Origin of the sequence: Streptomyces sp. NPDC005955 (assembly GCF_042871255.1) — a bacterium.
Lineage (GTDB): Bacteria > Actinomycetota > Actinomycetes > Streptomycetales > Streptomycetaceae > Streptomyces.
Genome location: NZ_JBIAIF010000001.1, coordinates 386,074 through 410,671, shown reverse-complemented (window position 1 = coordinate 410,671; position 24,598 = coordinate 386,074). Strand labels below are relative to the sequence as shown.

At 71.5% G+C, this 24,598-nt stretch carries 19 protein-coding genes and 1 pseudogene; 7 read left to right on the top strand and 13 right to left on the bottom strand.

Annotation, left to right across the window (positions count from 1 at the left end; genetic code table 11):
* Positions 1-31: 31 nt before the first annotated feature.
* Complete coding sequence (locus tag ACFYOU_RS01690; RefSeq protein ID WP_391302691.1) at positions 32-724, bottom strand: hemolysin III family protein; 693 nt, start codon at positions 722-724, stop codon at positions 32-34.
* Between the two features lie 500 nt (positions 725-1,224).
* On the opposite strand from ACFYOU_RS01690, the gene ACFYOU_RS01685 reads away from it, so the two are divergent.
* Positions 1,225-3,078 carry a phosphoenolpyruvate carboxykinase (GTP) gene (locus tag ACFYOU_RS01685; protein ID WP_391302690.1) on the top strand — a complete coding sequence of 618 codons (1,854 nt, stop codon included), beginning with the start codon at positions 1,225-1,227 and terminating at the stop codon, positions 3,076-3,078.
* 380 nt (positions 3,079-3,458) lie between these two features.
* Here ACFYOU_RS01685 and ACFYOU_RS01680 read toward each other — a convergent pair.
* The 4 genes and pseudogenes from ACFYOU_RS01680 to ACFYOU_RS01665 all read right to left on the bottom strand — a co-directional run.
* Positions 3,459-3,869 (bottom strand): annotated as a pseudogene (locus ACFYOU_RS01680) (hypothetical protein); the annotation flags it as partial.
* 162 nt (positions 3,870-4,031) lie between these two features.
* Entirely contained in the window at positions 4,032-4,796 is a 765-nt protein-coding gene (locus ACFYOU_RS01675) for a L,D-transpeptidase family protein (RefSeq protein WP_391302688.1), read from the bottom strand.
* 152 nt (positions 4,797-4,948) lie between these two features.
* Positions 4,949-9,781 (bottom strand): SpaA isopeptide-forming pilin-related protein, encoded by a 4,833-nt coding sequence (locus ACFYOU_RS01670; RefSeq protein WP_391302686.1) that lies wholly within the window; start codon positions 9,779-9,781, stop codon positions 4,949-4,951.
* Positions 9,782-9,874: 93 nt separating this feature from the next.
* Complete coding sequence (locus ACFYOU_RS01665; protein ID WP_389770541.1) at positions 9,875-11,086, bottom strand: pyridoxal phosphate-dependent aminotransferase; 1,212 nt, start codon at positions 11,084-11,086, stop codon at positions 9,875-9,877.
* Positions 11,087-11,325: 239 nt separating this feature from the next.
* Between ACFYOU_RS01665 and ACFYOU_RS01660 the strand changes: the two genes are divergently transcribed.
* From ACFYOU_RS01660 to ACFYOU_RS01650, 3 genes are read left to right on the top strand one after another with little or no spacing between them, the layout of a single operon-like run.
* A complete protein-coding gene (locus tag ACFYOU_RS01660; RefSeq protein ID WP_391302683.1) occupies positions 11,326-12,117 on the top strand; it encodes a histidine phosphatase family protein in 792 nt (263 codons plus the stop codon).
* Entirely contained in the window at positions 12,114-12,407 is a 294-nt protein-coding gene (locus ACFYOU_RS01655; protein ID WP_391302681.1) for a hypothetical protein, read from the top strand. The genes ACFYOU_RS01660 and ACFYOU_RS01655 overlap by 4 nt, the downstream gene beginning before the upstream one ends.
* The gene (locus ACFYOU_RS01650) at positions 12,404-13,747 is read left to right on the top strand and encodes a zeta toxin family protein (protein ID WP_391302679.1); all 1,344 of its coding nucleotides are present in this window, start codon (positions 12,404-12,406) and stop codon (positions 13,745-13,747) included. Before ACFYOU_RS01655 ends, ACFYOU_RS01650 begins: the two co-directional genes overlap by 4 nt.
* A 60-nt stretch (positions 13,748-13,807) precedes the next feature.
* Here the strand turns inward: ACFYOU_RS01650 and ACFYOU_RS01645 are convergent, their stop codons facing one another.
* Positions 13,808-14,482: a peptidase inhibitor family I36 protein gene (locus ACFYOU_RS01645; RefSeq protein WP_391302677.1), complete on the bottom strand. Its 675-nt coding sequence runs from the start codon at positions 14,480-14,482 to the stop codon at positions 13,808-13,810.
* Positions 14,483-14,815: 333 nt separating this feature from the next.
* Here ACFYOU_RS01645 and ACFYOU_RS01640 point away from each other — a divergent pair, with 333 nt between their 5' ends.
* Positions 14,816-15,463, top strand: a complete 648-nt coding sequence (locus tag ACFYOU_RS01640; RefSeq protein ID WP_391302675.1) for an alpha-ketoglutarate-dependent dioxygenase AlkB — start codon at positions 14,816-14,818, stop codon at positions 15,461-15,463.
* Positions 15,464-15,502: 39 nt separating this feature from the next.
* Here ACFYOU_RS01640 and ACFYOU_RS01635 read toward each other — a convergent pair whose 3' ends face one another.
* Together ACFYOU_RS01635 and ACFYOU_RS01630 are read right to left on the bottom strand one after the other, a co-directional pair.
* On the bottom strand, positions 15,503-15,766 hold the full coding sequence (locus ACFYOU_RS01635) for a hypothetical protein (RefSeq protein ID WP_389770555.1): 264 nt from the start codon (positions 15,764-15,766) through the stop codon (positions 15,503-15,505).
* Positions 15,767-16,301: 535 nt separating this feature from the next.
* Positions 16,302-17,018 (bottom strand): DUF1524 domain-containing protein, encoded by a 717-nt coding sequence (locus tag ACFYOU_RS01630; protein WP_391302672.1) that lies wholly within the window; start codon positions 17,016-17,018, stop codon positions 16,302-16,304.
* A gap of 301 nt (positions 17,019-17,319) precedes the next feature.
* On the opposite strand from ACFYOU_RS01630, the gene ACFYOU_RS01625 reads away from it, so the two are divergent.
* Positions 17,320-18,516 (top strand): esterase/lipase family protein, encoded by a 1,197-nt coding sequence (locus ACFYOU_RS01625; RefSeq protein WP_391302669.1) that lies wholly within the window; start codon positions 17,320-17,322, stop codon positions 18,514-18,516.
* 50 nt (positions 18,517-18,566) lie between these two features.
* Here the strand turns inward: ACFYOU_RS01625 and ACFYOU_RS01620 are convergent, their stop codons facing one another.
* The 4 genes from ACFYOU_RS01620 to ACFYOU_RS01605 form a co-directional block, all read right to left on the bottom strand.
* On the bottom strand, positions 18,567-19,370 hold the full coding sequence (locus tag ACFYOU_RS01620; RefSeq protein ID WP_391302667.1) for an alpha/beta fold hydrolase: 804 nt from the start codon (positions 19,368-19,370) through the stop codon (positions 18,567-18,569).
* 96 nt (positions 19,371-19,466) lie between these two features.
* Positions 19,467-22,574, bottom strand: a complete 3,108-nt coding sequence (locus ACFYOU_RS01615) for a TerD family protein (RefSeq protein ID WP_391302665.1) — start codon at positions 22,572-22,574, stop codon at positions 19,467-19,469.
* A gap of 15 nt (positions 22,575-22,589) precedes the next feature.
* Entirely contained in the window at positions 22,590-22,832 is a 243-nt protein-coding gene (locus tag ACFYOU_RS01610; protein ID WP_391302663.1) for a DUF397 domain-containing protein, read from the bottom strand.
* Positions 22,829-23,644: a Scr1 family TA system antitoxin-like transcriptional regulator gene (locus ACFYOU_RS01605; RefSeq protein ID WP_391302661.1), complete on the bottom strand. Its 816-nt coding sequence runs from the start codon at positions 23,642-23,644 to the stop codon at positions 22,829-22,831. Before ACFYOU_RS01605 ends, ACFYOU_RS01610 begins: the two co-directional genes overlap by 4 nt.
* 95 nt (positions 23,645-23,739) lie before the next feature.
* Here ACFYOU_RS01605 and ACFYOU_RS01600 point away from each other — a divergent pair, with 95 nt between their 5' ends.
* Positions 23,740-24,195 (top strand): ATP-binding protein, encoded by a 456-nt coding sequence (locus ACFYOU_RS01600; RefSeq protein ID WP_391302659.1) that lies wholly within the window; start codon positions 23,740-23,742, stop codon positions 24,193-24,195.
* A gap of 7 nt (positions 24,196-24,202) precedes the next feature.
* On the opposite strand, the gene ACFYOU_RS01595 is transcribed toward ACFYOU_RS01600, so the two are convergent.
* Positions 24,203-24,562 (bottom strand): hypothetical protein, encoded by a 360-nt coding sequence (locus tag ACFYOU_RS01595; RefSeq protein ID WP_391302657.1) that lies wholly within the window; start codon positions 24,560-24,562, stop codon positions 24,203-24,205.
* Positions 24,563-24,598: the final 36 nt, after the last annotated feature.

Genomic DNA, 24,598 nt, shown 5'->3' with positions numbered 1-24,598 from the left:
CGGCCACCTGGGCCCGGGGGAGTGGAGGGGGTTATCCGTGCTGGTAGGCCACGAGGGAGATGCCGACGTAGTGGACGACGAACGCGGCCAGGGTGAGGGAGTGGAACACCTCGTGGAAACCGAACCAGCGCGGTGACGGGTTCGGGCGCTTGATGCCGTAGATCACGCCGCCCGCGCTGTAGAGGAGCCCGCCGACGATCACCAGGACCAGGACCGCGATGCCGCCCGTGCGCAGGAAGTCGGGGAGGAAGAAGACCGCCGCCCAGCCCATCGCGATGTAACAGGGGGTGTACAGCCAGCGCGGGGCGCCCACCCAGAACACGCGGAAGACGATCCCGGCCGCCGCGGCGGCCCACACGCCCCACATCAGCCACTGGCCCTTGGCCTCGGGCAGCAGGAGCAGGGTGAGCGGGGTGTACGTGCCGGCGATGATCAGGAAGATGTTGGCGTGGTCGAGGCGGCGCAGCAGTCCGCCCGCGCGCGGCCCCCAGTTGCCCCGGTGGTACAGGGCGCTCACGCCGAAGAGCAGGCAGGCGGTGAGGACGTAGATCCCGCAGGCGATGCGGCCCCGGGTGGAGTCGGCGAGGGCCGTCAGGAACAGTCCGGAGACCAGGACCGCCGGGAACATGCCCGCGTGCAGCCAGCCGCGCAGTTTCGGTTTGAGTTCCGGGGTTCCCGTGGACGCGGCGGTCGCGCCGGAATCCGGTGTCAGCGTCTGCGTCATGGGCTGCGGGTCCGTCTGGTGGGGGACTGAGAGGGCTGGGCGCGCGCCGCCCGGCTCCGGGGCTCGGTCGTCCTTCGGACCTGGTGAATCCGGGCGTGCGGGCACAGGCACAGTCATGTTCGGCATGGTACCTACGCCTCCGTAGGTCCATCATCTCCCCCCGTCCGGCCGCCCTCCAGTCCCCGTCGGAGCCCTGGGGCGCGTCCGGGGGTGCGCCCCCGGTGTGCGCCCGGCGTACGGGGTCGGGGGCGCCTCGTGTGCCGTGCCGGGGCGCGCGGTCCCCGTGCGCCCCGCGGTCCGCGCCGGTGGCGCACCGTGGCGAGGCTCACGCCGCTCACTTGTGAAGCCCTCTGGACATATGCGCAACAACGTCGGAGGATCAAATGAGTGCGGTCGGCACCGGATGAGCGCCGAGGCGTGAGCCCTCACTCACGTCGTGAAGCATCCGGGTCGCAGCCCCCAAGGGGCGGAAGACAACGAACCCTCATTTAGGAGCAATCGTGGCGCGCGATATCGCGGCTCCCGGCACCACCGGCGACACCCTTCTCACCCCGCCCACCACCCACCAGGGCCTCCTCAGCTGGGTGAGCGAGATCGTCGAGCTGACCCAGCCCGACGACGTGGTCTGGTGCGACGGATCGGAAGCCGAGTACGAGCGCCTGTGCGAGGAACTCGTCGCCAAGGGCACGTTCCGCAAACTCGACCCGGTCAAGCGCCCGAACTCCTACTACGCCGCCTCCGACCCGACCGACGTCGCCCGCGTCGAGGACCGCACCTTCATCTGCTCCGAGAAGGAGGAGGACGCGGGCCCGACCAACCACTGGCGCGCCCCCGCCGAGATGCGCGAGGTGTTCCGGGGCGTCGACGGCAAGGGCGGGATCTTCCGCGGCTCGATGCGCGGCCGGACCCTGTACGTCGTCCCGTTCTGCATGGGCCCGCTGGGCTCGCCGCTCTCCGCGATCGGCGTCGAGATCACGGACTCCGCGTACGTCGCCGTCGCGATGCGCACCATGACCCGCATGGGGCAGCCCGTCCTGGACGAGCTGGGCTCCGACGGCTTCTTCGTGAAGGCCGTCCACACCCTGGGGGCCCCGCTGGCCGAGGGCGAGGCGGACGTCCCGTGGCCGTGCAACAGCACCAAGTACATCTCGCACTTCCCGGAGAGCCGCGAGATCTGGTCGTACGGCTCCGGTTACGGCGGCAACGCCCTGCTCGGCAAGAAGTGCTACGCGCTGCGCATCGCCTCGGTGATGGCCCGCGACGAGGGCTGGCTCGCCGAGCACATGCTGATCCTCAAGCTGACCCCGCCGAGCGGCGAGGCGAAGTACGTGGCCGCCGCGTTCCCCTCGGCGTGCGGCAAGACGAACCTCGCCATGCTGGAGCCCACCATCAAGGGCTGGACCGTCGAGACCATCGGCGACGACATCGCCTGGATGCGCTTCGGCGCCGACGGCCAGCTCTACGCGATCAACCCGGAGGCCGGGTTCTTCGGCGTGGCCCCGGGCACCGGCGAGCACACCAACGCCAATGCGATGAAGACGCTGTGGGGCAACTCCGTCTTCACCAACGTCGCCCTGACCGACGACAACGACGTCTGGTGGGAGGGCATGACCGAGGACACCCCGGCCCACCTCACCGACTGGAAGGGCAACGACTGGACCCCCGAGTCCGGCGTGCCCGCCGCACACCCCAACGCCCGGTTCACGGTGCCCGCCGCCCAGTGCCCCACCATCGCGCCCGAGTGGGAGGACCCGAAGGGCGTGCCGATCTCGGCGATCCTCTTCGGTGGCCGCCGCGCCACCGCCGTGCCGCTGGTGACCGAGTCCCTGGGCTGGAACCACGGCGTGTTCCTCGGCGCGAACGTGGCCTCCGAGAAGACCGCCGCCGCCGAGGGCAAGGTCGGCGAACTGCGCCGCGACCCGTTCGCGATGCTGCCGTTCTGCGGCTACAACATGGGCGACTACATGGCCCACTGGGTCGACGTGGCCAAGGACAAGGACCCGGCGAAGCTGCCGCGGATCTACTACGTCAACTGGTTCCGCAAGGACGACGCGGGCCGGTTCGTGTGGCCCGGCTTCGGTGAGAACAGCCGGGTCCTGAAGTGGATCGTCGAGCGGCTGGACGGCACCGCCGAGGGCGTCGAGACCCCGATCGGCGTGCTGCCGGCGAAGGGAGCCCTGGACACCGAGGGCCTGGACCTCTCGGAGGCCGACCTCGACTTCCTGCTCACCGTCGACAAGGAGGTGTGGCGCGAGGAGGCGGCCCTGGTCCCCGAGCACCTCAACACCTTCGGTTCCCACGCGCCCAAGGAGCTGTGGGACGAGTACCGCGCTCTGGTGCAGCGCCTCGGCTGAGCCTCACGACCCCGTCACGGGCCCCCAGGGGCCCCGGACCACGATCCGCCGGTCCTTCCCCTAGCCGGCGGACGGCCGCTCCGTACGGGGCCGGGGACCGCGCCCGCCCACCCGGTGGACGCGGGCCCCGGCCCCGCGCGGAGCAAGGGGTGAGCCCCCGGAGGACAACGGCCTCCGGGGGCTCACCGCCGTGCGCACGTCGCCGCGTCGGGGGTTCAGCGGGCCGCGGCCACCTTCCGCCGCCGCTCGCCGCGCGCCGCCCGGTGCGCGGCGGGGGCCGCTTCGGCGTCCACCGCGACCTCCGCGGGCCGCTCCGCGACCACCTCCGCCGGGACCTCCGCCGGAGCTTCCGCGGGGCGCTCCGCGGGGCGCTCCGCGCCGGCGAGGGCCGCCGCGTGCGCGTCCATGCGCTCGGCGGCGAGGATCGCGGCGGCGGTGTCCGCGCGCGAGGCCGCCACCACGAGGGCGCGGCCGGCCAGGGCGTGGGCGCGCTGGTGGAGTGCGACGGAGCGGGCGCGGCCCGGTCCGGTGACGGTGGTGACCGACGTCGACCGTACGGGCGCGGCTCCGTCGCGCAGCCGGGCGATGCGTCCGGCGATGTGTTCGGCGGCCCGGTCGAGGTCGGGGCCCGGGGTCAGGGCCCGCAGTTCGTCCGTGACGGCGAGCAGCGCCGACAGGTGCCCGGCGAGCTGGATGTCCAGCTCCTCCTCGCGGGAGCGGTGCGGATAGTCGGCGGCGCGGGGGGAGTCGGCCATCGTGTGGACCGACTTCGTGCGGATCGGTTCGTACATGGGACGGGCCTCCTGTGCGGTGACGAACCCATCCTAGCTTAGATTCATTCTAAAACTGAGCGAAGTCGCGTAGAAGGTTTCGGACGGGAAACGCGTGCGCGGGGGCGCGCGGGAGTGCGCCGGACGTACCGGGCGCTCAGCCGATCGACACGGCCGACCGGCTCAGTCGACCGTCCCCGGCTTGGTCCCCCAGATGTACACCGCGTCATCCACGGCCAGCAGGTCCCACAGCACCGCCGCGTCGTCCAACCGCAGGTTCACACAGCCCGCCGAGCCGCCCCCGTCGAACAGGTCGTCGGGCCGCCCGTGCAGCGCCTGCCCCCCGTCGAAGAACTGCGCGTACGGCATCGGCGCGTTGTCGTACAGGGTCGAGACGTGGTCCTTGTTCCGCCAGTAGATGACGTGCCAGCCGGTGCGGGTCTCCTCGCCGTCGCGTCCGCTGCGCACCGGCACCGGATCGAAGAGCACCTTCCCGCCCCGCTGCACCCACAGCAGCTGCCGGTCCAGGTCGATGCAGGTCACGAGGTACGTACGGTCCGGACACAGCCCCGCCGCGTTGGGGTCGGCGCGCGCCCGGACGGCGGTCATCACCCGGTACGTGAGCAGGTTCGCGTACCCGTCGGCGGGGACGATCCGCTCGGCCTCCTGGAAGGCGCGGATCGCCGCGCAGTCCTCGGGCGACTGCACCCCGTCCACCGGCCGCTCCAGGTGCTCCTCCAACTGCCGCTGGTAGGGACCGGTGGAGGCGGTGCACTCCACCGCGGACCGGACGGCGCCCACGGCGCTCGCAGGGGGCGCGCCCAGGGCCAGTCCCGCGCCGGCCGCGAGCAGCCAGCAGCCCGCCCGGAGCAGCACCCCGACGCGGCTCCCGAGGCCGGCGGCGGCCGGCGCGTCCGTGGCGGATATGCCGTCGTCAACAGGGCTCATCGGGGCCTCCGTCCGGTCGGGGTCCCACCAGAGCTACCAGTCGGCGCCGGGGCGCGCCCCGGGGAGTGGGCCGAAACGGTGAGGCCGGGGACCGCGGTGGCGGTCCCCGGCCTCAGCCGGTCAGCGCGGGAACGGGGTTCCCCGCAGGGGTGTTACTTGCCCTTGCCGGGCTCCCCGCGCTTGTTGGCGACGTTGACCGTCACGGTCTCACCGGCGTTCTCGTCGGTGATCTCGAACGGTCCGCGGACCGGGTTGTGCGGGAGGACGTAGCCCTCGGGCACCGCCGTCTCGCGCACGTAGTACGTCCCGAGGTCCAGTTCGTCGAAGACGCACAGGCCGGCGCTGTCCGTGGAGCAGCCGGGACCCTCACGGGTGTCGGCGGGGGTGGAGCCGGAGGCGCTGGTCTGGAGACCGGGAACGCCGTTGGTCTCCTCCCACAGTTCGAAGACGGCCCCGGCGAGCGGGCGACCGTTCTTCGCGTCGGTCTTGACGACCTTGATGGTGCTCTCCTCGGCCGGCGTCTTCGTGTTGTCCGCGTCGACGCTGACGCCCTCCTCGGCGTTGGCCTCGGTGAGGACCAGCGGGCCGAAGACGGGGTTGGCGGGGAGTTCGTACCCGTCGGGCGCCTGGGTCTCGCGCCAGTAGTAGGTGCCGGTCTCGACGGTGCGGCTGCACTCGCCGTTGGCGGGCGTGGTGCAGGTGCCGCCGATCTGGGTGTCAGGGTCGGCGCCGGCGGTCTGGAGACCGGGGATGCCGTTGGTCTCCTCCCACAGCTGGAACACGGCTCCGGCCAGGGTGGCGTCGGTGTCCGCGTCGCGCTTCACGACGGTCACCTCACCGGTGATCGGCTCCGTCTCGGCGTTGTCCGCCTCGACGCTGACGCCCTGCTCCGCGTTCTCCTCGGTCAGGTGGAGCGGACCGAAGACGGGGTTGGCGGGGAGTTCGTAGCCGGGGGGCGCCTGGATCTCGCGCCAGTAGTACGTGCCCGTTTCGACGGTGCGGGTGCACTCGCCGTCGGCGCCGGTGGTGCAGGTGCCGCCGATCTGGGTGTCCGGGTCGCCGCCGGTGGTCTGGAGACCGGGAAGCCCGTTGGTCTCCTGCCACAGCTCGAACACGGCTCCGGCCAGGTTGGCGCCGGTCTCCGCGTCCTTCTTGACGACGGTGACCTCACCCGTGACGGCCGCCGTCTCGGTGTTGTTGGCCGTGACGGTGACGCCCTGCTCCGCGTTCTGCTCGGTGATCACGAGCGGACCGAAGACGGGGTTGGCGGGCAGGTCGTAGCCGGGGGGCGCCTGGGTCTCGCGCCAGTAGTATGTGCCCTCCTCGACGGTGCGGGTGCACTGGCCGTTGGCGGGCGTGGTGCAGGTGCCGCCGATCTGGGTGTCGGGGTCGGCACCCGTGGTCTGGAGACCGGGGATGCCGTTGGTCTCCTCCCACAGCTGGAACACGGCTCCGGCCAGCGTGGCGCCGGTGTCCGCGTCCTTCTTGACGACCGTGACGTCACCGGTGATCGGCTCCGTCTCGGTGTTGTTGGCCGTGACGCTGACGCCCTGCTCGACGTTGTCCTCGGTCAGGTGGAGCGGGCCGAAGACGGGGTTGGCGGGCAGGTCGTAGCCGGGCGGGGCCTGGGTCTCGCGCCAGTAGTAGGTGCCCTCCTCGACCGTGCGGGTGCACTGGCCGTTGGCGCCGGTGGTGCAGCTGGCGCCGATCTGGGTGTCCGGCACGCCGCCGGTGGTCTGGAGACCGGCCTGACCGTTGGTCTCCTCCCACAGTTCGAAGACCGCTCCGGCGAGGTTGGCGCCGGTGGTCGCGTCCTTCTTGACGACCGTGACCGCGCCGGTGACCGGGGCGGTCGCGGCGTTGTCCGCGTCGACGCTGACGCCCTGCTCCGCGTTCTCCTCGGTGAGGGTCAGCGGGCCGAAGACCGGGTCGGCCGGCAGGTCGTACCCGTTGGGCGCCTGGGTCTCGCGCCAGTAGTAGGTGCCGACCTCGACGGTGCGGGTGCAGGTGCCGTTCGCCGGCGTGGTGCAGGAACCGCCGATCTGGGTGTCGGGAGTGGCGCCGGTGGTCTGGAGACCGGGGATGCCGTTGGTCTCCTCCCACAGCTGGAACACCGCACCCGCCAAGGGGTCACCGGTCTCCGCGTCCTGCTTGACCACCGAGACCGCGCCGGTGACGGGAGCCGTCTCGCTGTTGTTCGCGGTGACGGTCACCCCCGTCTCGGCGTTCTCCGCCGTCAGGGTCAGCGGGCCGAACACCGGGTTGGAGGGGAGCTCGTACCCGGGCGGGGCCTGGGTCTCGTACCAGTAGTAGGTGCCCTCCTCGACGGTACGGGTGCACTCGCCGTTGGCGCCGGTGGTGCAGCTGCCGCCGACCTGGGTGTCCGGCATGCCGCCGGTGGTCTGGAGGCCGGGGGCGCCGTTGGTCTCCTGCCACAGCTGGAACACGGCTCCGGCGAGGTTGGCGCCGGTGCTCGCGTTCTTCTTGACGACCGTGACGTCACCGGTGACCGGCGGCTCCGTCACGTTGTTGTCGGCGTCGACCGACACCCCGGTGCCGGCGTTCTGCGCCGTCAGCACCAGCGGACCGAAGACCGGGTTGCCCGGCAGTTCGTAGCCGGGGGGCGCCTGGGTCTCGCGCCAGTAGTAGGTGCCGACCTCGACGGTGCGGGTGCACGTGCCGTTGGCGGGCGTGGTGCAGGAACCGCCGATCTGGGTGTCGGGGGTGGCGCCGGTGGTCTGGAGACCGGGGATGCCGTTGGTCTCCTCCCACAGCTGGAACACCGCACCCGCCAGGGGGGCCTGGGTGGTGGCGTCCCGCTTGACGACGCTGACCGCGCCCGTGACGGGAGCCGTCGCGTCGTTGTTCGCCGTGACGGTCACCCCGGTCCCGGCGTTCTCGTCCGTCAGCGCGAGCGGACCGAAGACCGGGTTGGAGGGGAGCTCGTACCCGGGGGGCGCCTGGGTCTCGCGCCAGTAGTACGTACCCGTCTCGACGGTACGGGTGCACTCGCCGTTGGCCGGCGTGGTGCAGGTGCCGCCGACCTGGGTGTCCGGGTCGCCGCCGGTGGTCTGGAGACCGGGGACCCCGTTGGTCTCCTGCCACAGCTCGAACACGGCTCCGGCCAGGTTGGCGCCGGTGCTCGCGTCCTTCTTCACCACCGTGACGTCACCGGTGACCGGCGCCGTCGCGGTGTTGTTCGCGGTGACGGTGACACCCGTCGGCGCGTTCTCGTCGGTGAGGACCAACGGACCGAACACCGGGTTGCCCGGCAGGTCGTACCCGGGCGGCGCCTGGGTCTCCCGCCAGTAGTAGGTGCCCGTTTCGACGGTGCGACTGCACGTGCCGTTCGCCGGCGTGGTGCAGGCGCCGCCGATCTGGGTGTCCGGGTCCGCGCCGGTGGTCTGGAGACCGGGAACCCCGTTGGTCTCCTCCCACAGCTGGAACACCGCACCCGCCAGCGGAGCCTGGGTCACCGAGTCCTGCTTGAGGACGCTGACCGCACCCGTGACCGGGGTCCGGGTGTCGGGCGCCACGATGCTCACCCCGTCCGGCAGGTCGTCCACGCCCAGCGTGAGCGGCCCGAACACCGGATTCGCCGGAAGGTCGTAGCCCGGCGGAGCCGCGGTCTCCCGCCAGTAGTACGTGCCCAGCTCGACGGTACGGGTGCACTCGCCGTTCGCGTCGGTCGTGCAGGTCGCGCCGACCTGGGTGTCGGGGTCGGCCCCGGTGGTCTGGAGGCCGGCCTGCCCGTTGGTCTCCTGCCACAGCTCGAACTGCGCGCCGGCCAACGGGGCCTGCGTCTCGGCGTCCTGCTTGACGACCTGCACCGGGCCCTCGGTGGGCACCACGGCGCAGTCGGGGAGGTTGGTCGCGTTGAACGGGTAGGAGTGGAACTCCTGCCCGCCGCCACCGCCCGCGGGGCTGGTGTGGGTGATGGAACCGGTGCTGAAGAAACGGCCGTTCGTCCCCGGCAGGGTGACCGTCGTCTCCGACGCCTGGTTGCCGATCAGGACGCTGCCCTGGAACTGGCCGGTACCGGCCAGGTTCACCGTCGTGGCGTCCGGGAAGTTCCACAGCAGCCGGGAACGCAACTGATTCAGCGGGTCCGTGTCGAACGGGCTGCCGCTGTAGGTGCTGAGGGTGCGGTTCGCCCCGAGCACGTTGACCAGCACGGTCGCGTTCGCGGGGATGTTCTGGAAGACCAGGCCCTGCTGCGCTCCGGTCCCCGTCGTCAGGTCGAAGTTGACGTTGAAGATCTGGAGCGCCGAGGTGTTGTCCCCGGTGAAGACGGTCTGACCGCCCTGGTTCACCGCCGTGCCGGTCGCCGGCCGGGTGCCCTGCGCATCGCGCGCGTAACACTGGCTCGCCGTGGTGAGCTCGTCGCGCAGCGCGGTGTAGGGGGCGGCGGCGTTCGGGTCCTGGACGACCGTCCCGGTGATGGTGCCGGTGGCCGTTCCGGCGTGGCGGACCACTCCACCGTCGGCCAGGAGCGATTCGCCGGCCGCCACGGTGACGTCGCCGCCCGTGGTCAGGAAGTCCGCTCCGTCGGGCGGCGGCACCCGCGACCCCACGCCCACGATGCCGATGTTGTAGATCGAGCTGGCGCCCGCGAGCTTGTCCTGGCTGAAGTCGCCGAGGACCACCACACGGCCCTCGGCCTCGGCGGCCCGCTCACGGACGCGGAAGTCGCCGCCCGCGAAGATGTTGATGCCGTTGTCGCGGCCCATGATCGGGCCGTTGCTGATCGGCGGGAACGGGTCGGGGCAGTCACCCGGCACACAGGGGCCGAGACCCCCGGGCAGGGGCGCCGCGACCGCGGGGGCGGCGGCCGTACCGAAGGCGATCAACGGGGCGGAAGCGGCGGCCACGGCATAGGCGGTGGCCAGGGTCCAGGCGCGTCTGCGCCGTTTGGACCGGGCGGTGCCGGGGCGCGGCGGCTCCTGCGAACCGCGCCCCGGTGACCGGGGAAGGAGTGGTCTCATGCACGCCGTTGTCGCACGCGCGCGTAGGCCGCGGACCGCGGCGACACCCCCACCGGGCCGATTGCCGTACGGCGAATCACCCGGTCGCGGGGGTCAGCGCTGGCCGTAGCCGTCCAGGAAGGTCCCGATCCGGGTGACGGCCTCGGTGAGCTGGGCGACCGTGGGCAGGGTGACCACCCGGAAGTGATCGGGTTCCGGCCAGTTGAAACCGGTGCCCTGGACCACCATGATCTTCTCCGCGCGCAGCAGGTCGAGGACCATCTGCCGGTCGTCCTTGATCTTGTAGACCTTCGGGTCCAGCCGGGGGAACAGGTACAGCGCCCCCCGCGGTTTCACACAGGTCACCCCGGGAATCCGGGTGAGCAGTTCGTACGCGGTGTCCCGCTGTTCCTTGAGCCGCCCGCCGGGCAGCACCAGGTCGTCGATGGTCTGTCGGCCGCTGAGGGCGGCGGCCACCCCGTGCTGGCCGGGCATGTTGGCGCACAGCCGCATGTTCGCGAGGATCGTCAGCCCCTCGATGTACGACTCGGCGTGCGCGCGGGGCCCGGAGATCGCCATCCAGCCCACCCGGTACCCGGCGACCCGGTACGCCTTCGACATCCCGTTGAAGGTGAGGGTCAGCAGATCGGGGGCGACGGCGGCGGTCGGGGTGTGCGTGGCGCCGTCGTAGAGGATCTTGTCGTAGATCTCGTCCGAGCAGACCAGCAGGTTGTGGCGGCGGGCGATGTCGGTGAGCCCGCGCAGCACCTCCTCGTCGTAGACGGCGCCGGTCGGGTTGTTCGGGTTGATGATGACGATCGCCTTGGTGCGGTCGCTCACCTTCCGCTCGATGTCCGCGAGGTCCGGCATCCAGTCCGACTGCTCGTCGCAGCGGTAGTGCACCGCGGTCCCGCCGGACAGGGACACGGCGGCCGTCCACAGCGGGTAGTCCGGCGCCGGTACGAGGACCTCGTCGCCGTCGTCGAGGAGGCCCTGCATCGCCATCACGATCAGCTCGGACACGCCGTTGCCGACGAACACGTGCTCGACGTCGGTCTCTATGCCGAGGGTCTGGTTGTGCATGACGACCGCGCGGCGCGCGGCGAGCAGGCCCTTGGCGTCCCCGTACCCGTGGGCGTCGCCGACGTTGCGGAGGATGTCCTCCAGGATCTCCGGGGGACAGTCGAAGCCGAAGGCCGCCGGGTTGCCGGTGTTCAGCTTGAGGATGCGGTGGCCCGCCGCCTCCAGCCGCATGGCCTCTTCGAGGACCGGTCCCCGGATCTCGTAACAGACGTTGGCCAGCTTGGTCGACTGAATCACCTGCATGCGGGTCACCCTACGGCGCGGGCGTGCGGGCGGCGCTGTGTTTTACGGCACGTGGAGGGGCGGACGGTGCGTCGGCGCCGGTGATCCGGGGGCGGGGCCCCCGGCCGGCGGGCGGGCGCGAGCGGCGCTGTGGACGGGCCCGGGGCGAGCCGGGCAAGCTACGGGCCACGCCCGGGGCGGTGCGCTTCGGCCCGTTCCGCACCGTGCCGCGCCGCTCCACAGACTCCGTGAGAGGTGCCATGAGCTTACGACCCCCTTCCCCTTCCCCTTCCCCCTCCCCTGCCGCCGACGCCCCGTCGACCGGCCTGGTGCCGCCCTGTGCGCTGGCCGACCTGTGGGCCGTCCGGCACGGGCAGAGCACCGCCAACCTCGCCTTCGCCGCGGCGGAGGCGACCGGGTCCACCGCCCCGGTGCCGGGCCGCGACCGGGACGTCCCGCTGTCGGACCTCGGCGCCGCGCAGGCGGGGGCGCTGGGCGACTGGCTGGCCGGGCGGGCTCCCGGGACCGGTCCTGACCTGGTGGTCTGCTCCCCGTTCGCCCGGGCGTGGGGGACCTGGGAGGTCATGGCGGACCGCGCCGCCGCACTCGGCGCCCCGCGGCCGGACGTCCTGGTCGACGAACGACTGCGGGACCGGGAGATGGGCGTCTTCGAACTGCACCCCCCGGCCGCGCTGCGCGCCCGGTCGCCGCAGGAGGCGCAGCGCCGGGAACTGCTGGGCGAGTGGTGCTACCGGCCGCCCGGCGGTGAGGCGTTCACCGACGTCGCCGTACGGGTCGGACAGTTCGTCACCGACCTGGGGCGGGCCGCCCCCGGTCGGCGGGTGCTGGTCGTCGCGCACGACGGTGTGGTCATCGCCCTGCGCTACGTGCTCGCGGGCATCGGGGCCACCGCACCGGAACGGCTGCCGCCGGTCCCCAACGCCTCCCTGTCGCACTGGAGCGGCGACGGCGACCGGCTCCGGCTGTCCGCCTGGGGCGACACCGCCCACCTGACCCCGCTGGACTCCCTGGAAGGCATGACCCGCACATGAGCGACGACTCCTCGTACGACCCGATCCTCCCGCACGTGAAGCCGGTCCCCGGCGGCCTGTACGGCAGCTTGCCCTATGAGGTGGCACTCGCCAACCTGCGGGACGCCGTGGCACTGATCTCCGCTGCGCTGCCCGACGCCGACCCCGCGACCGAGGAGGACTTGCTCCGCCAACAGTGGGATCTCAACCGTGCTCAGCTCCAGCTGCATCCGGGTGACACGGAGGCCATTGAACGTGCCAACGCCATGGCCCGGACGGTGCGCCGCCTGCTCGCGGGCGAGGCCACATGAGCCCGACGACCGAGGGACAGCTGCCGCCGGAGGAGAACCGGCGCATCTTCCGCGAGCGGATCGCACCCGTCTTCCTGGACGGCAGCGCCCCTCAGCGCGCTCCGGTCGCCGTGATCGTCGCTGGACAGACCGGAGCAGGGAAGACGGCCGTGACTGGCATGGTCAAGGAGGCCTTGGAACGCAACGGTCCGGTGGCCTGGATCAACATGGACTTCTACAACCCCCTCCACCCCGAGTACGCGCGCTGGCAGGCCGAGCGGCCCCAGGAGGCCGACGCGCTGGTCCGGCCGGATGGGGACGCCTGGTGGGCGCAGGCCCAGGAGTACGCACTGGAACGCGGCTACAACATCCTGTTGGAGTCCGCCATGGTCGGCCCCTCCGAGTACGAGGACATCTGCCGCCGCATCCAGTCGGCGTCCCTGCCGCCGGGCGTCGAGCCCTACCGGATCGAGACCGCCTACGTGGCCGTCCCCGGGCCCGTCAGCCGACTGGGCATCATGTCCCGGTACTTAGAGGAACTCCAGGAGAAGGGGCACGGTCGACTCGTCGACCCGGACATCCACGAGGCCGCGCGCCGGGGGGTGCTCCGCGGGGCCGCGGCCTTCGAACGCGAGGGCTTGGGCGACTTGGGGACGGTACTGCGCCGCAACGGCGACACCGTGCACACCCAGTTCGTCACCCCGGGCCTGATCGTCCCCGACGACCGGCTGACGCTCGTGGGCGCCATCGAGCGCGAACACCGCCGGGTGCTGACGCCCGCGGAGGCCGGCCAGTTCGCCGCCCGGCACGCCGCCGCGACACTGATCGCGCCCGACTTCGCGCTGCCGGAGCTGGACCACATCGCCCGCTCCGCCGTCCCGCTGCTGCCGACGCCCGGCGAACCGTGGCGGGAGGTGTCCGCCCGGGCCGCCGCGTTGCGCAGTGTCCCGCCCGCCGCGGCCGACCCCACGTTGGCGGCCCGTACCGACGCGGACGTCGTACAGCTCCTCGCGCACCACCTGGCCGACCGCCACTCCGCCCTGGCCGGGGGCGCGGTGCAGGCGGCCGGACGGCACGCGGTGGTCGGCGATCGGCTCCTGGGCGAACTCGCCCGGCGGGCGACGCTCTCCCCCGAGCAGCGGGCGCAGGAACACCAGCAGCGGCAGGCCCTGGGCGCCGCTGCCCACCGCACGGTCAGCGAACCGGGCTCCGCCCTGCCCGTCCAGTCCGTCGCCGCGGCGGCCCGAAGCCGCTCGACCACCGCGGTCCGGCCCCCGGGCGCCAAGCCGACCGTGCCCGGCCAGACCCCTCCCACCGTGCCGCGCCCGGCGGACGGCCCGGAACGACACCGCGGCAGATAGGGGGTTCCGCGGGGGCCCCGTCCCGGGCCGGCCCCCGCGGGCAGCCGCGTCAGCCGCTGATCACCAGGTCGTCCAGAAGCAGTCGGCCTTGTTGTCGACCGTGGAGTCGACCGCCCGGTCGTCGGTGTGGGCGTACTCCTTCCACAGGACGATCGGGTTGTTGTAGTCCTTGCAGCTCTCGTCGTTCCCGGTGACGGTGCGGTTGGCCACCGTGATGGTCTTGGCGCCCTTGTTCGACCAGGACGACACCTTGTTGTTGAAGTCGTACTGGGAGAAGAACACCGGATTGTGTCGGGACTTCGCCTCGTTCCACATCAGGCGCCGACCGCCGTAGTCCTTGTGCTGGTAGAAGCAGTACCAGTCATTGCCGATGGCCTCGGTGGGACAGTCGGGTTGCCTGGTGATGTCCCGTGCCGGCTCGGGGTCGATGCCGGACGGTTCGGACAGGGCGGACACCGGTAATCCGGCGGCCTCGGCCTGTATCTTGCGCGCGGCGGGGCTGTCCGCCGGGATGTTCCGCTCGCCGGGGAGCGGGAACGACATGATGGCCTCGCCGTCGCCCCAGGAGATCTCGTTGCGGCTGATCTGGACGCCCCCCTGGGTGTTGGCCAGCACCTCGTTGATCTGCTGCTGGAGCGGGTCGACCGGGGTGGACGCCAGGGACTGACCGCTCACTCCGAAGGTGAGCAGGGTGGTGATGGCGAGCCCGGTCAGTGTCGTATTTCTGCGCATCATCGACGTCCTCTCGTTTCTTTGTCTGCGTCGCTACGGGAAACGGTGCTCCGGTAGGGGAACAGGATTCCGATCCGCAATCCTGAGGGGCAGCGGGCAGCATGAATTCAAGCGATCGGCTTCCGCTTCCGTCCCCCTTTGGCGTGCGTACGAAATCCCTTCCCTTTGTGTTGCGTATGAGATTCGAACACGAACCACAGCGGCGCAGCTATATGTCGAGGCTTTCCTGTCGTAAATTCGCTGGGATTGCGTCCCGGGCATCCGCCGGGGGAATGCGGGGGCGCGAACGAGCCTCCGAATCGCACACCAGTGCGAAGAGTGTTCTAGGGTGGACGCATGTCCCACGCGCTGCAAGGTTCACTCTTCGATCAGGCCGGCCCGGGCCCCGAGGCGGGCGCGGTGCGGCCCGGGAGCCTCGACGGGGTGCGGCGCACGGTGCTGGGCGACGGGGCCTGGGTGGACGTGCTGCGCGGATGGGTGTCCGGCGCCGACGAACTGTTCGCGCGCCTCGCGACGGACGTGCCGTGGCGCGCCGAGCGGCGGGAGATGTACGAGCGGACGGTCGACGTGCCCCGCTTGCTGTGCCACTACGGCCGGGGCCGCCCGCTGCCGCACCCCGCGCTGGACGCCGCCCGGGCTGCGCTGAACGAGCGCTACGGCCCCGAACTCGGCGAGCCCTTCGTCACCGCCGGCCTCTGTTACTACCGTGACGGCCGCGACAGCGTCGCCTGGCACGGGGACCGCATCGGTCGCGGGGCCCACGAGGACACCATGGTCGCCATCGTGTCCGTCGGTGCGCCCCGCGACCTGCTGCTGCGTCCCCGGGGCGGTGGCCGCACGGCCGCCCGGTACGCCCTCGGTCACGGGGACCTGATCGTCATGGGCGGCTCCTGCCAGCGGACGTGGGAACACGCCGTGCCGAAGAGCGCACGGGCCGCCGGCCCCCGGATCAGCATCCAGTTCCGGCCCCGCGGGGTGCTCTGACGGGGTCCTGACCGGGCTCGGCGGGGCCGGCCCGTAGGGTCAGCCGACCGTGGAGGTCTCGCTGCCGAGGATCGCCGCGTGTTCCAACACGTCCTCCGCCGGGTCGTCGATCTGTCCGATGGAGATCACCGTGATCCGGTGGCCGTTGTGCGAGTCGGTGTGCGTCTCGTCCGCCGCCGCCGTCCCCGCGGACGTCACCGTCGCCATCGATGCCAGTGCCGCCGCCCCCCATGCGGTCCACGTCATCCTGGCCCTGGTGCGGGCCCCGCCGCGGGGCGTGCGGGTGTTCCTGGCTTCGCTCATGCGTCCATCGCCTGCTTTCGCTGTACGCCGGTGCAATCCGTTGCTCGTTCCGTGCACCCGGGGTATCCGGCACCCGGGGCCCGGGGACACGCGCAGCGGAAACGGTCGAGTGATATGCCCGGATGGTCCACCCGTCCGGGTGATGTCTCGCACGTGCGGCCGGCCGTCGAGCGGTGCCGTGAGTGCGCGGTCGCCGCGCCGTCCCGCGGTGACCTGTCCCGGAGCGTGAACGCCCCTTCGGTGACCGGCATGTCGGCGGCGGGAGCGATGCAACGGGTCAGCGGTGGCGCGCCCTTGGCCGTCGCGCCGGACAGTCCCACCCGGGCCGCTCCCTGTTCGGGGACGTGGAAGCTCAACCCCATGCGGGTCCGCGGGGCCAGCGCGGTCCGCCACGGGTGTCCCGGGCCGGTGCGGACCAGACGGCCGGTCACGGGTCGATCCTCGCCAACGCCCCGACTCCCGGGCGTCCGACCCCGCTCCGGCCCGGAGGCGGTCCGGGCCGGAGCGCGGCGGTGGGGTAGGGGGAAAGCGGGGGTCAGTCCGCTGCCGGAACGTAGATCACGACGGTCTCCTCGCAGGAGTTGTCCGCGAACAGCTTCAACGCCTCCACCTCGTCCTTGTCGGCGCTGAGCGACCAGCGGTGTTTGGTGGAGACCCACTCGCCGATGTACCGGCAGTACTTGTCGCCCTCCAGCGGCAGCCAGTTCGCCACGTCCCGGTCGGCCTTCTCCTGGACGGTCCGGGTGGTCGCCACGGTCAAGGTGGTGGGCGTTCCGCGGTCGTTGGCGTACGCCTCACGGCGTTCCGCGGTCCAGGCGGAGGCGCCCGAACCCCACGCCTCCGCCAACGGGACGACGTGGTCCACGGTCAACGAGCCGAGGTCGCTGACGGTCTGGTCGTCGTAGTACGAGTGCCACTTGCCGCCCAACAGCCGGCAACCGGGGCCCACGGCGGGGGACTCGACGGCCTCCGCGATCAGTACCTCGCGGAAGGTGTCGCAGCCGTCGGTGAGGTCCGCGCCCGCGTTCCAGCGGGGAAAAGCCTCACTCGTGTAACCGGAACGGTCCTCCTCGGCGGTGGGGAGCGTGGACAGGGCGTCTTCGAGTTGCATCGTCGCCGTGGCGGCGTGCGCGGGGGACGCCGGGAGCGTCGGGGTGGACAGGAGCAGCGGGGCGAGAGCCAGCGGGAGGAGCGTGCGAGCCGTGAGGAGTTTCCCCGGTCGCACGCCCGCACGGGCCGGTTGCGTCGTCATGACCCCTGGGTAGCGGATGGCGGCACCGGGCGGGCAGCCCTCCCGCGGTAACCCACCCGTACGAGCGGGAGATCTGCCGGAACGTTCAACTGTGCCCCGGCGTGGCGTGGTGTGCGCTCGCGCGCTGCCCGACCCGCGCGCCCCCCGTGCACTCCCGGACGCGGGTTTGTCTGCGGATGATCGATTTCACGCTAAGTGTCTTCCCGGCCACGTGAAGTGACGTGCAGCGGGCTAGGTTTCCTGTCGGGCGCCCACCCTTCCGCCGCGGCCCAGCCGCCTACTTCCGCTGAGGTGAGATCGCGTGACCGAGATCCCCGTCCAGTCCTGGGGCCTGTTCGCTCGTGAGGGCCAGCAGGCCCCGCCGCCCGCCCCCGAGGCCGACGAGACCTGGGCCCTGCCCGGTGGCACCGCCCGCGTCTACTACGGCGACCAGAACCGGGCTCTGGTCCGGCCGGTCATCCTCTCGGACGGTTTCAACTCCGGCCCCACCGACTTCGACGCCTTCTGGCACGGGCTGGAGAACGGCCAACTGCCCTTCGTCAGCCGGCTCCGCGAGCGCGGCCACGACCTCGTGCTGCTCGGCTACGACGAGCGGTCGGCGTCCCTCCTCGCCAACGCCCAAACGGCGATCGCCTGCATCCTGCGGACCGTCGCGGAACGACTCGGCGACACCCGGCTCACCGTCGGCGGCTTCAGCATGGGCGGACTGATCACCCGCTACGCGCTGGCCAAGCTGGAGACCCAGCGGATGGACCACCAGACCGCCGCCTACTTCAGCTTCGACAGCCCGCACCGCGGCGCCTCCATCCCGATCTCGCTCCAGGCGCTCGCCCACTTCCTCAAGCCCGTCGCGCCCGCGCTCAGCAAGCAGATCAACAGCCCCGCGGCCCGCCAACTCCTGTGGCGGCACATCGAGACCGTGCACGGTTCGCCGGCCGAGGACCCGTTGCGCGGGGAGTTCCTCGACGAGTTGAAGCGGGTGGGCGGTTGGCCGCGCATCCCGCGGCTGTTGGCGCTCGCCAACGGCCGGCTGGACGGCGTCGGCAACGGGGTGCCCGCCGGGGAGCCCGCGCTTGAGGTCACCAAGGGCGGCCTGAAGCCGACCACCCTGCTGACCCAGACCCCCGACGGCAAGGCGGTGCTCGCCCATCTGAAGGACCTGCTCCGCGAGGAGCACGTGCGCCACCGCGGGCTGCCCGAACTCGACGGTGCGCCCGGCGGCACCCTGGACTCCTTCGGGATCGCCGCGGACAACCTCACCAAGCCGTTGCTCGGCATGGCGGCCGTCGCCCACCATCCGGAGATCTGTTTCGTGCCGACCGGCAGTGCCCTCTCGGTGCGCGACATCAGCCAGGAATCCCTCTACGAGGACCTGTCCGGCCTGGACCCCGACGCCTTCGACGTGGACGACTACATCGCGTCCTCCGAGACGAACACCCGTCACTCCGCGCTGACCCCGGAGCTGGGCGAGTGGCTGTTGGACCGACTCCCCAACTGACCGCTGCACGAGGGCAACTGACCCTCAGTCGCGTCCCCGGTGGGCGCGGCTCAGCGGTCGGCCAACTCCTGGAACAGCGCCCGCAAGCTGGACTCGGCGGGCACATGGGTGGGCTCCGGCTGTTCGGTCAGCCGGGCGTCGGGCAGCAGCGCGGCCGTCGCCCGGACCGCCTCGAACGGCACCTGGTCGTCGTCGACGGCGTGCCACAGGCGGACCGGACGCCGGACGTCCGCGAGGGTGAACCCCCACGGGCGGCTCTGGAGCCGGACCTCCCGCGCCGGGCCCCGCTGGTGGTGGTCGTCGACCTCGGCGAGGGCGGCGAGCATCGTGGGCGAGGTGGCGAACGCCCCGGCGAACCGCGGGGCCGCCGCCGCGAAGCTCGCGGCGACCTCGTCGGGCGGACCCTCGCGGTAGAACGTCCAGACCGGCTCGGCGGCCCGCGGGTAGTGGCCGCGCACCGCGTCGTCACAGACGTACGGGAGCCCGCTGAGCACCCACACCCCGCGCACCCGCTCCCCGAAGCGGGCCGCGAGGGCGTACGCGTACGGGGCGCCGGCCGAGATGCCGAGCACGTCGAACGCATCGACCCCCAGCCGGTCGAGCAGCGGCTCCAACAGCGTCGCCCACTCGTCGATCCGGGACATCTCCCGGGGCGGGGTCACCCCGTACCCGGGGCGCTCCACGGCGATGAGGCGCACCCCGGCCGGGCCGGCGAGTTGGTCCCAGACATGCGGGAGCACCGCCGAGCCGATCAGTCCGTGGTGCAGGACGAGGGGGTGCCCCGCGGGGTCCCCGTACTCGGCCACTCCCCAGGTCGAGCCCCCGCCATCGCTGAGCACTGATCGACGGGGCATGGGTCCTCCACGGGAACGAACGATTGGTAAGGGTACCCTAAGTCATCTCGCATCCCGGATGGGTCGGTGTGGCCCGGGTCAACAGCTGACGCCGCCTCAACTCTTGCTCACCGTAGGGTGTACGGTCATCGTCCACACCCCCTCGACGTGTTCGAACTGGAGCAGCAAGGGCCCGCGGGGGAGCGGCCTGATCGCACTCAGCCTGCCGTGCTCGCTGATCAGGGTGTCGCCCTCGGGGAGTTCGCTCGTCCCCTCGACCTCGTAGCCGCGCAGCAGGGTGTAGGTGTCTCGCCTGGTCTTCACGTCCAGGTGCAGATCGGCCGCGGGGCCGCTGTAGCGGAGCACTTCGGGCGCCTCCCCGGTCAGGGTGCCGGTGAGTTCGCGCGCGGCGGACAGCGGGAGCACCCGCACGGTCCACGAGCCCTCCGCGTGTATCCGCATCCGCAGCGGCCGGTGCTTGGGCGACGTCACCAGTGCGGTGAGCCGCACCCGGGAGACGCTCGTACTGAAGACGTGGTCCTCCTCGCGGTTCCACATGCTGAGCGTCTTGCACTCGACGTAGCCGTCGCCCTCGTGGGCGAACTCCAGCAGCACCGGTCCCGCCGGCACGTTCCGTACGGTGACCACCCGCTCCCCGCGGCCCTCGGTCGTGAAGGGGGTGAAGACCGGACCGTGGAGCCAGCCCCGCACCCCGCCGGTCGCGGTGTCCACGGCCGTACCGGGCGCGTGGTGGCGGGTCGGGACCGGCTCCAGTACGTCCGCCGGCGCGGCGCTCGGCGGACGGACGTTCCTCAGCTCCATGGCCCAGGGACCGTCCGCCCGGGTGAGCTCGACCAGGGCGGGGCCCTCGGGCAGGGGGACGGTCTCCTCGCGCCTGCCGCTCTCGCCGATCAGGGGCCGGCTCGGCGGCAGGTCCCGCCGTCCGCGCACCTCGATCAGGTCCGCGATGAGTTCGTCCTCGCCCTGGTACCGCACGGTCAGGTCGGCCGTGCCCGCCGTGTGCCACAGCACTTCGGGCCCGTTGCCCGTCAGCGGTTCCCCGAGGTGCCGGGCCTCGGCGAGCGGCAACACCCTGAGCTTCCAGCCGTGTTCCGTTTCCAGGGCCAGTCGTAGCGGACCGTCGTCGGGCACTTCCGCGAGCACGCGGCCCCGGAAGCCGGGGTGCGTGGAGCTGACCAGTGCCTCGCGCTCGACGTTGTGGCGGTCCAGCACGTGGAGGCCGGTGCACCCGTTGCCCCGGGTGCTCAGCTCCACGATGACGGGGCCCGCAGGGACGCTCGGGGGCACCGTGATGACACTGCTGTGCTGTCCCGTCACGGCGAACGGCGCGAAGACCGGCCCGAACTCCTGCGGCGACGTGACCGGTGGCGCGACGGGTGTCGGCGGCGCGGTCGGCAGCTCCCCGACCCGGTGGGGAGCGGGGGCCGCGGCCGGCCAGACAACGTGTTCCAGTGCGGTGGACCAGTCGCCGACATCCCCTTTCAGGGCCAGGATCACCGGTCCCCGGTGGAGGGGGACGGTGTCCACCCGTTCACCCGCCTCGCCCAGCAGGAAGTGGGGATGCGGCAGTTCCGCCTCCCCGTCCACCTGGTGGGACCAGAGCGCCACACTCCCCTCGCCCCGGTGGTGGAAGGTGAGGTCGGCCGGGCCCGTGGTGTGCAACAGCACCTCCGGGCCGTGCCCCTGGCGGGCCTCGTGGAGCCGGCGGGCGTGGGAGACGGGCAGGACGCGCAGCTGCCAGTCCTCGTCCGCGCGCACCTCCACCCCCAGCGGTCGGTCTTCGGGCACGACCACGACGTACCGCCCGCGGAAGCCGTCCCCCTCCCACTGGCTCAGCAACTCATTCTCGCTGTAGCCGTGTTCGTTGAGGGTGTGCAGCGAGATCCGCTTCCCGCCCCGGACGATCAGCTCCAGGATCACCGGCCCCGGTGGGACGTCCGACGCCACGGTGACCTGGGCTTCGCCCCGCCCCGTCCACGCGAAGGGCGTGAAGTCGACGCCGAACGTCCACGGCGCCTCGGCCGGAGCGGCGTGCGCCGGCCCGTGGGGATCGGTAGTGACGCGGGGCGCGGGGAGGTTCCGGGTGGCGGCCGGGTCGTCCGGGGTCATGCTCCACGGGCCTTCCCCGCCGGCCAGTTCCACGATGAGGGGTCCGCCGGGCAACTGCACGGTGCCCCGGTACCCACTGGTTTCGTTGACCAGACACCTGGGGTTCGTCAGACCCGCCTCGTCCACCGCGTGGACGTAGAGGAACACGCTCTTCGCGCCCTCGTGCCGCAGGGTGACGTTGGTGGGGCCCGTGGTGTGCAACAGGGGTTCGGGGCCCCACCCTTCGCGCGCCTCGCCCAGTCGCCGGGCGTGGGACAGCGGCAGGACGCTCAGCCGCCACAGCCCCTGCGCCTGCACCCGCAACCGCGGGGGCCCCTCGTCCGGCAGGGTCACCAGGAACCGGCCCCGGTAGTCGGGTACGGAGCCGTGGGCGACGTACGCCAGCTTCCTGCCCCGCTCGTCGACGAGGCTCAGCCCGACGAAATCGGTTTCCTCGGCCACGAAGTCCACGAGGACCGGGCCCGGTGGAACGGAGGGGCCGACCGTGACGACGTCGTCGTCGCGGCCCACCACGACGTACGGCGCGAAGTCCGCGCCGAACGTCCACTCCACCGGGTACGCGGCCGCCGGGGTGACGGCCTCCGGCGCCGGTGCGACGCCCGGTTCGGCCACGTCGACGCCGTGGTCCCGGGCCAGCCCCGTCAGTCCGTCCGCGTAGCCCTGGCCCACCGCGCGGAACTTCCATCCGCCGGCGCGACGGTACAACTCCGCGAACACGAGCGCCGTTTCGTCCGCCGCGTCGGTCACCTCGTAGCGGACGACCGAGGTGCCGTCCGGCGCGAACGCCTCCACGGACGGTTCCGTGACGTCCCGGAGGGCGCCGACCTCCGTCGAGCCGACGAGCAGCACACGGGTGATGTCCGGCTCCACGGTCGGGAGGTCCACCTCCAGCCACTCGGTGCCGTCGTCGTCGCCGGTCAGCCGGACCGCTCCCGAAGGGTGCTCCGGCTGACCGTGGAACACGATGTCGCCGTCCTCCCGGACGGTTCCCCCGTCGTCCAGCAGCAGCGCCGTCGCGTCCAGTCCGTGCCGTACGGCTATCCGCAACGGCACGGACGGCACGAACGTGTTCCCACCCTTGACCAAACCCCCCACGGGTTCACCTGTCCCTCACGTGTGCATGGTCGCTATGAACAACCCCCAGGATGCCGCCTCGACCTGGAACGTGGGACTGTCGTCACCGAGCTTGGAGTCACGCAGGTGGACGCGGTGCGGGCAGGCCGCGACCTCGACGCAGTCGGACCCGGTGTTGTCGCTGTACGTCGACTTGAACCAGTCGAGGGCGACCTCAACGCAGTTGGAGCCCGACCCGTCGCTGTATGTCGACCTGATCCACGTCAGCTGATCGCTCATCGTTCCTCCGCCATCCTTCGGATGTAGTCCGCTGACTCCTCCATGGTGAGGGCCTGCGAGCGGATCCTGCCATAGGCTTGAGAAAGGGCGCTCACCTTGTTCTGGTCGTCGTGGATCACGTTGGTCTGAGGGCCTTCCACATAGCCGAGGCGTTCCCCTTCTGCGTCCTGCATGAGGACGATCGAGCCGTTCAGGGCAATGCCGTCGCAGCGTCCAGCGGGTAGGACCTGAATGGAGACGTTCCGAAGTCCCTGTGTCTCCCAAAGGTGATGCAATTGCTGCCGCATGATCTCGCGATCGCCCACAGTCGCCCGTAGCGCAGCCTCGTACAGGACGAAGCTGAAAGACACCGGTGGCTTCCCGTCGCGCAGAATCCGTTGGCGCAACATCCTTCCCGCCGTGCGTTCCTCGATGGTGTCCTCGTCGACGAAGGGCATGTACGCCGTGATGAGCGCCCGGGCGTACCCTTCCGTCTGCAACAGGCCAGGAATCAACAGTGGCTCGTACGAGCGGTACACGACCGCCTTGGCCTCCGCATCCATGTACTCATGTGAACGCTGAGGATACGGATCGGGCTTCAGGAATTTCTGTGCGGCGATGAGCAGTCCTTTGGCGCCGCAGAGCTGGTCGGCCACGTTGAGGAGTTGCACCGTAGGCTTTCGGCGGCCGTTCTCCATCGCCTTCACGTAGTCGATGTGATAGTTCGCCTCGTCGCTCAACGCCTCGCGGGTAACGGATGAGATCTGACGCCACATCTTGATCTGATCGCCGCAGTAGCTCCAGGAAATCGGCGGGGTCGATGCATTGGTCATGGGCATTCCTCTGGCCAGGACAGGGTGGGGTCGTCGCGCGCTGTACCTGCGCGGTCACTTCCGGACGGTAGTACGACTCGACCACGCTGATCCCCATGGATCGTGCAAATCCCCCTCACCCCAGCACTTTTGAGTGGCGCTTCCCGCGAAACCCCCGCACGGTGGGCCTCTCGCGTCACCTCCTCGGCCGGCAACTGCACGCGTGGAAGGTCATGGACGACGTCAGCGACACCACCGTGTTGCTGGTGAGCGAGCTGATGACCAACGCGGTGTGTTACGCCCGGGTGCCGTACGGGCGGGACCTGGTGCTGCGGGCGCAGGTCGTGGACGACACCCTGCGCGTGGAGGTGACCGACGGCAGCGTGGCGATGCCGATCGCGCGCAGCGCCGGGCCGGAGGAGGAATCGGGCCGCGGACTCGCACTGGTGGAGGCGCTGTCGCACAGCTGGGGCGCCTTCCCGCGCCCCTACGGCATCGGCAAGACCGTGTGGTTCGAGATGGAACTGTCCGGCGCCGGGCCCCGAGGTGGGGTGGACCCGGCGGCCGGGTGAGGGGGCGTCACTCCCAGACGACCGACCAGATGGCCGTGCCCTCGGGCACCTTCGGGACCTCGCAGTAGCAGTCGGCGAGGCCGAGGAACACGTCCGCTTCGAATCCGTCGACCCACTGGGCGCAGACTTCCTCCTCGGCGTACGTGCACACGGCTATGCCCTCGGCGGCCAGCGTGCCGCTCGCGGTCTCCGCCGTCCGCGGGTGGAGCTGGACCCGGGTCCAGACGACGTCCTCGCGTTGGTCGATCTCCCGCAGGCGGGCGGCGAGTTCGGCGATCGGAGGGCGGCCGTAGCCCCACTGGTTGGGACCGATGCACTCCTCGTCGGTGTTGCCCTCGAAGAACTCGTCCAACGTGAGCAGGGGCATCGGGCCGGTCCCGCCCGTGCGTCTTTTGACTTCGCT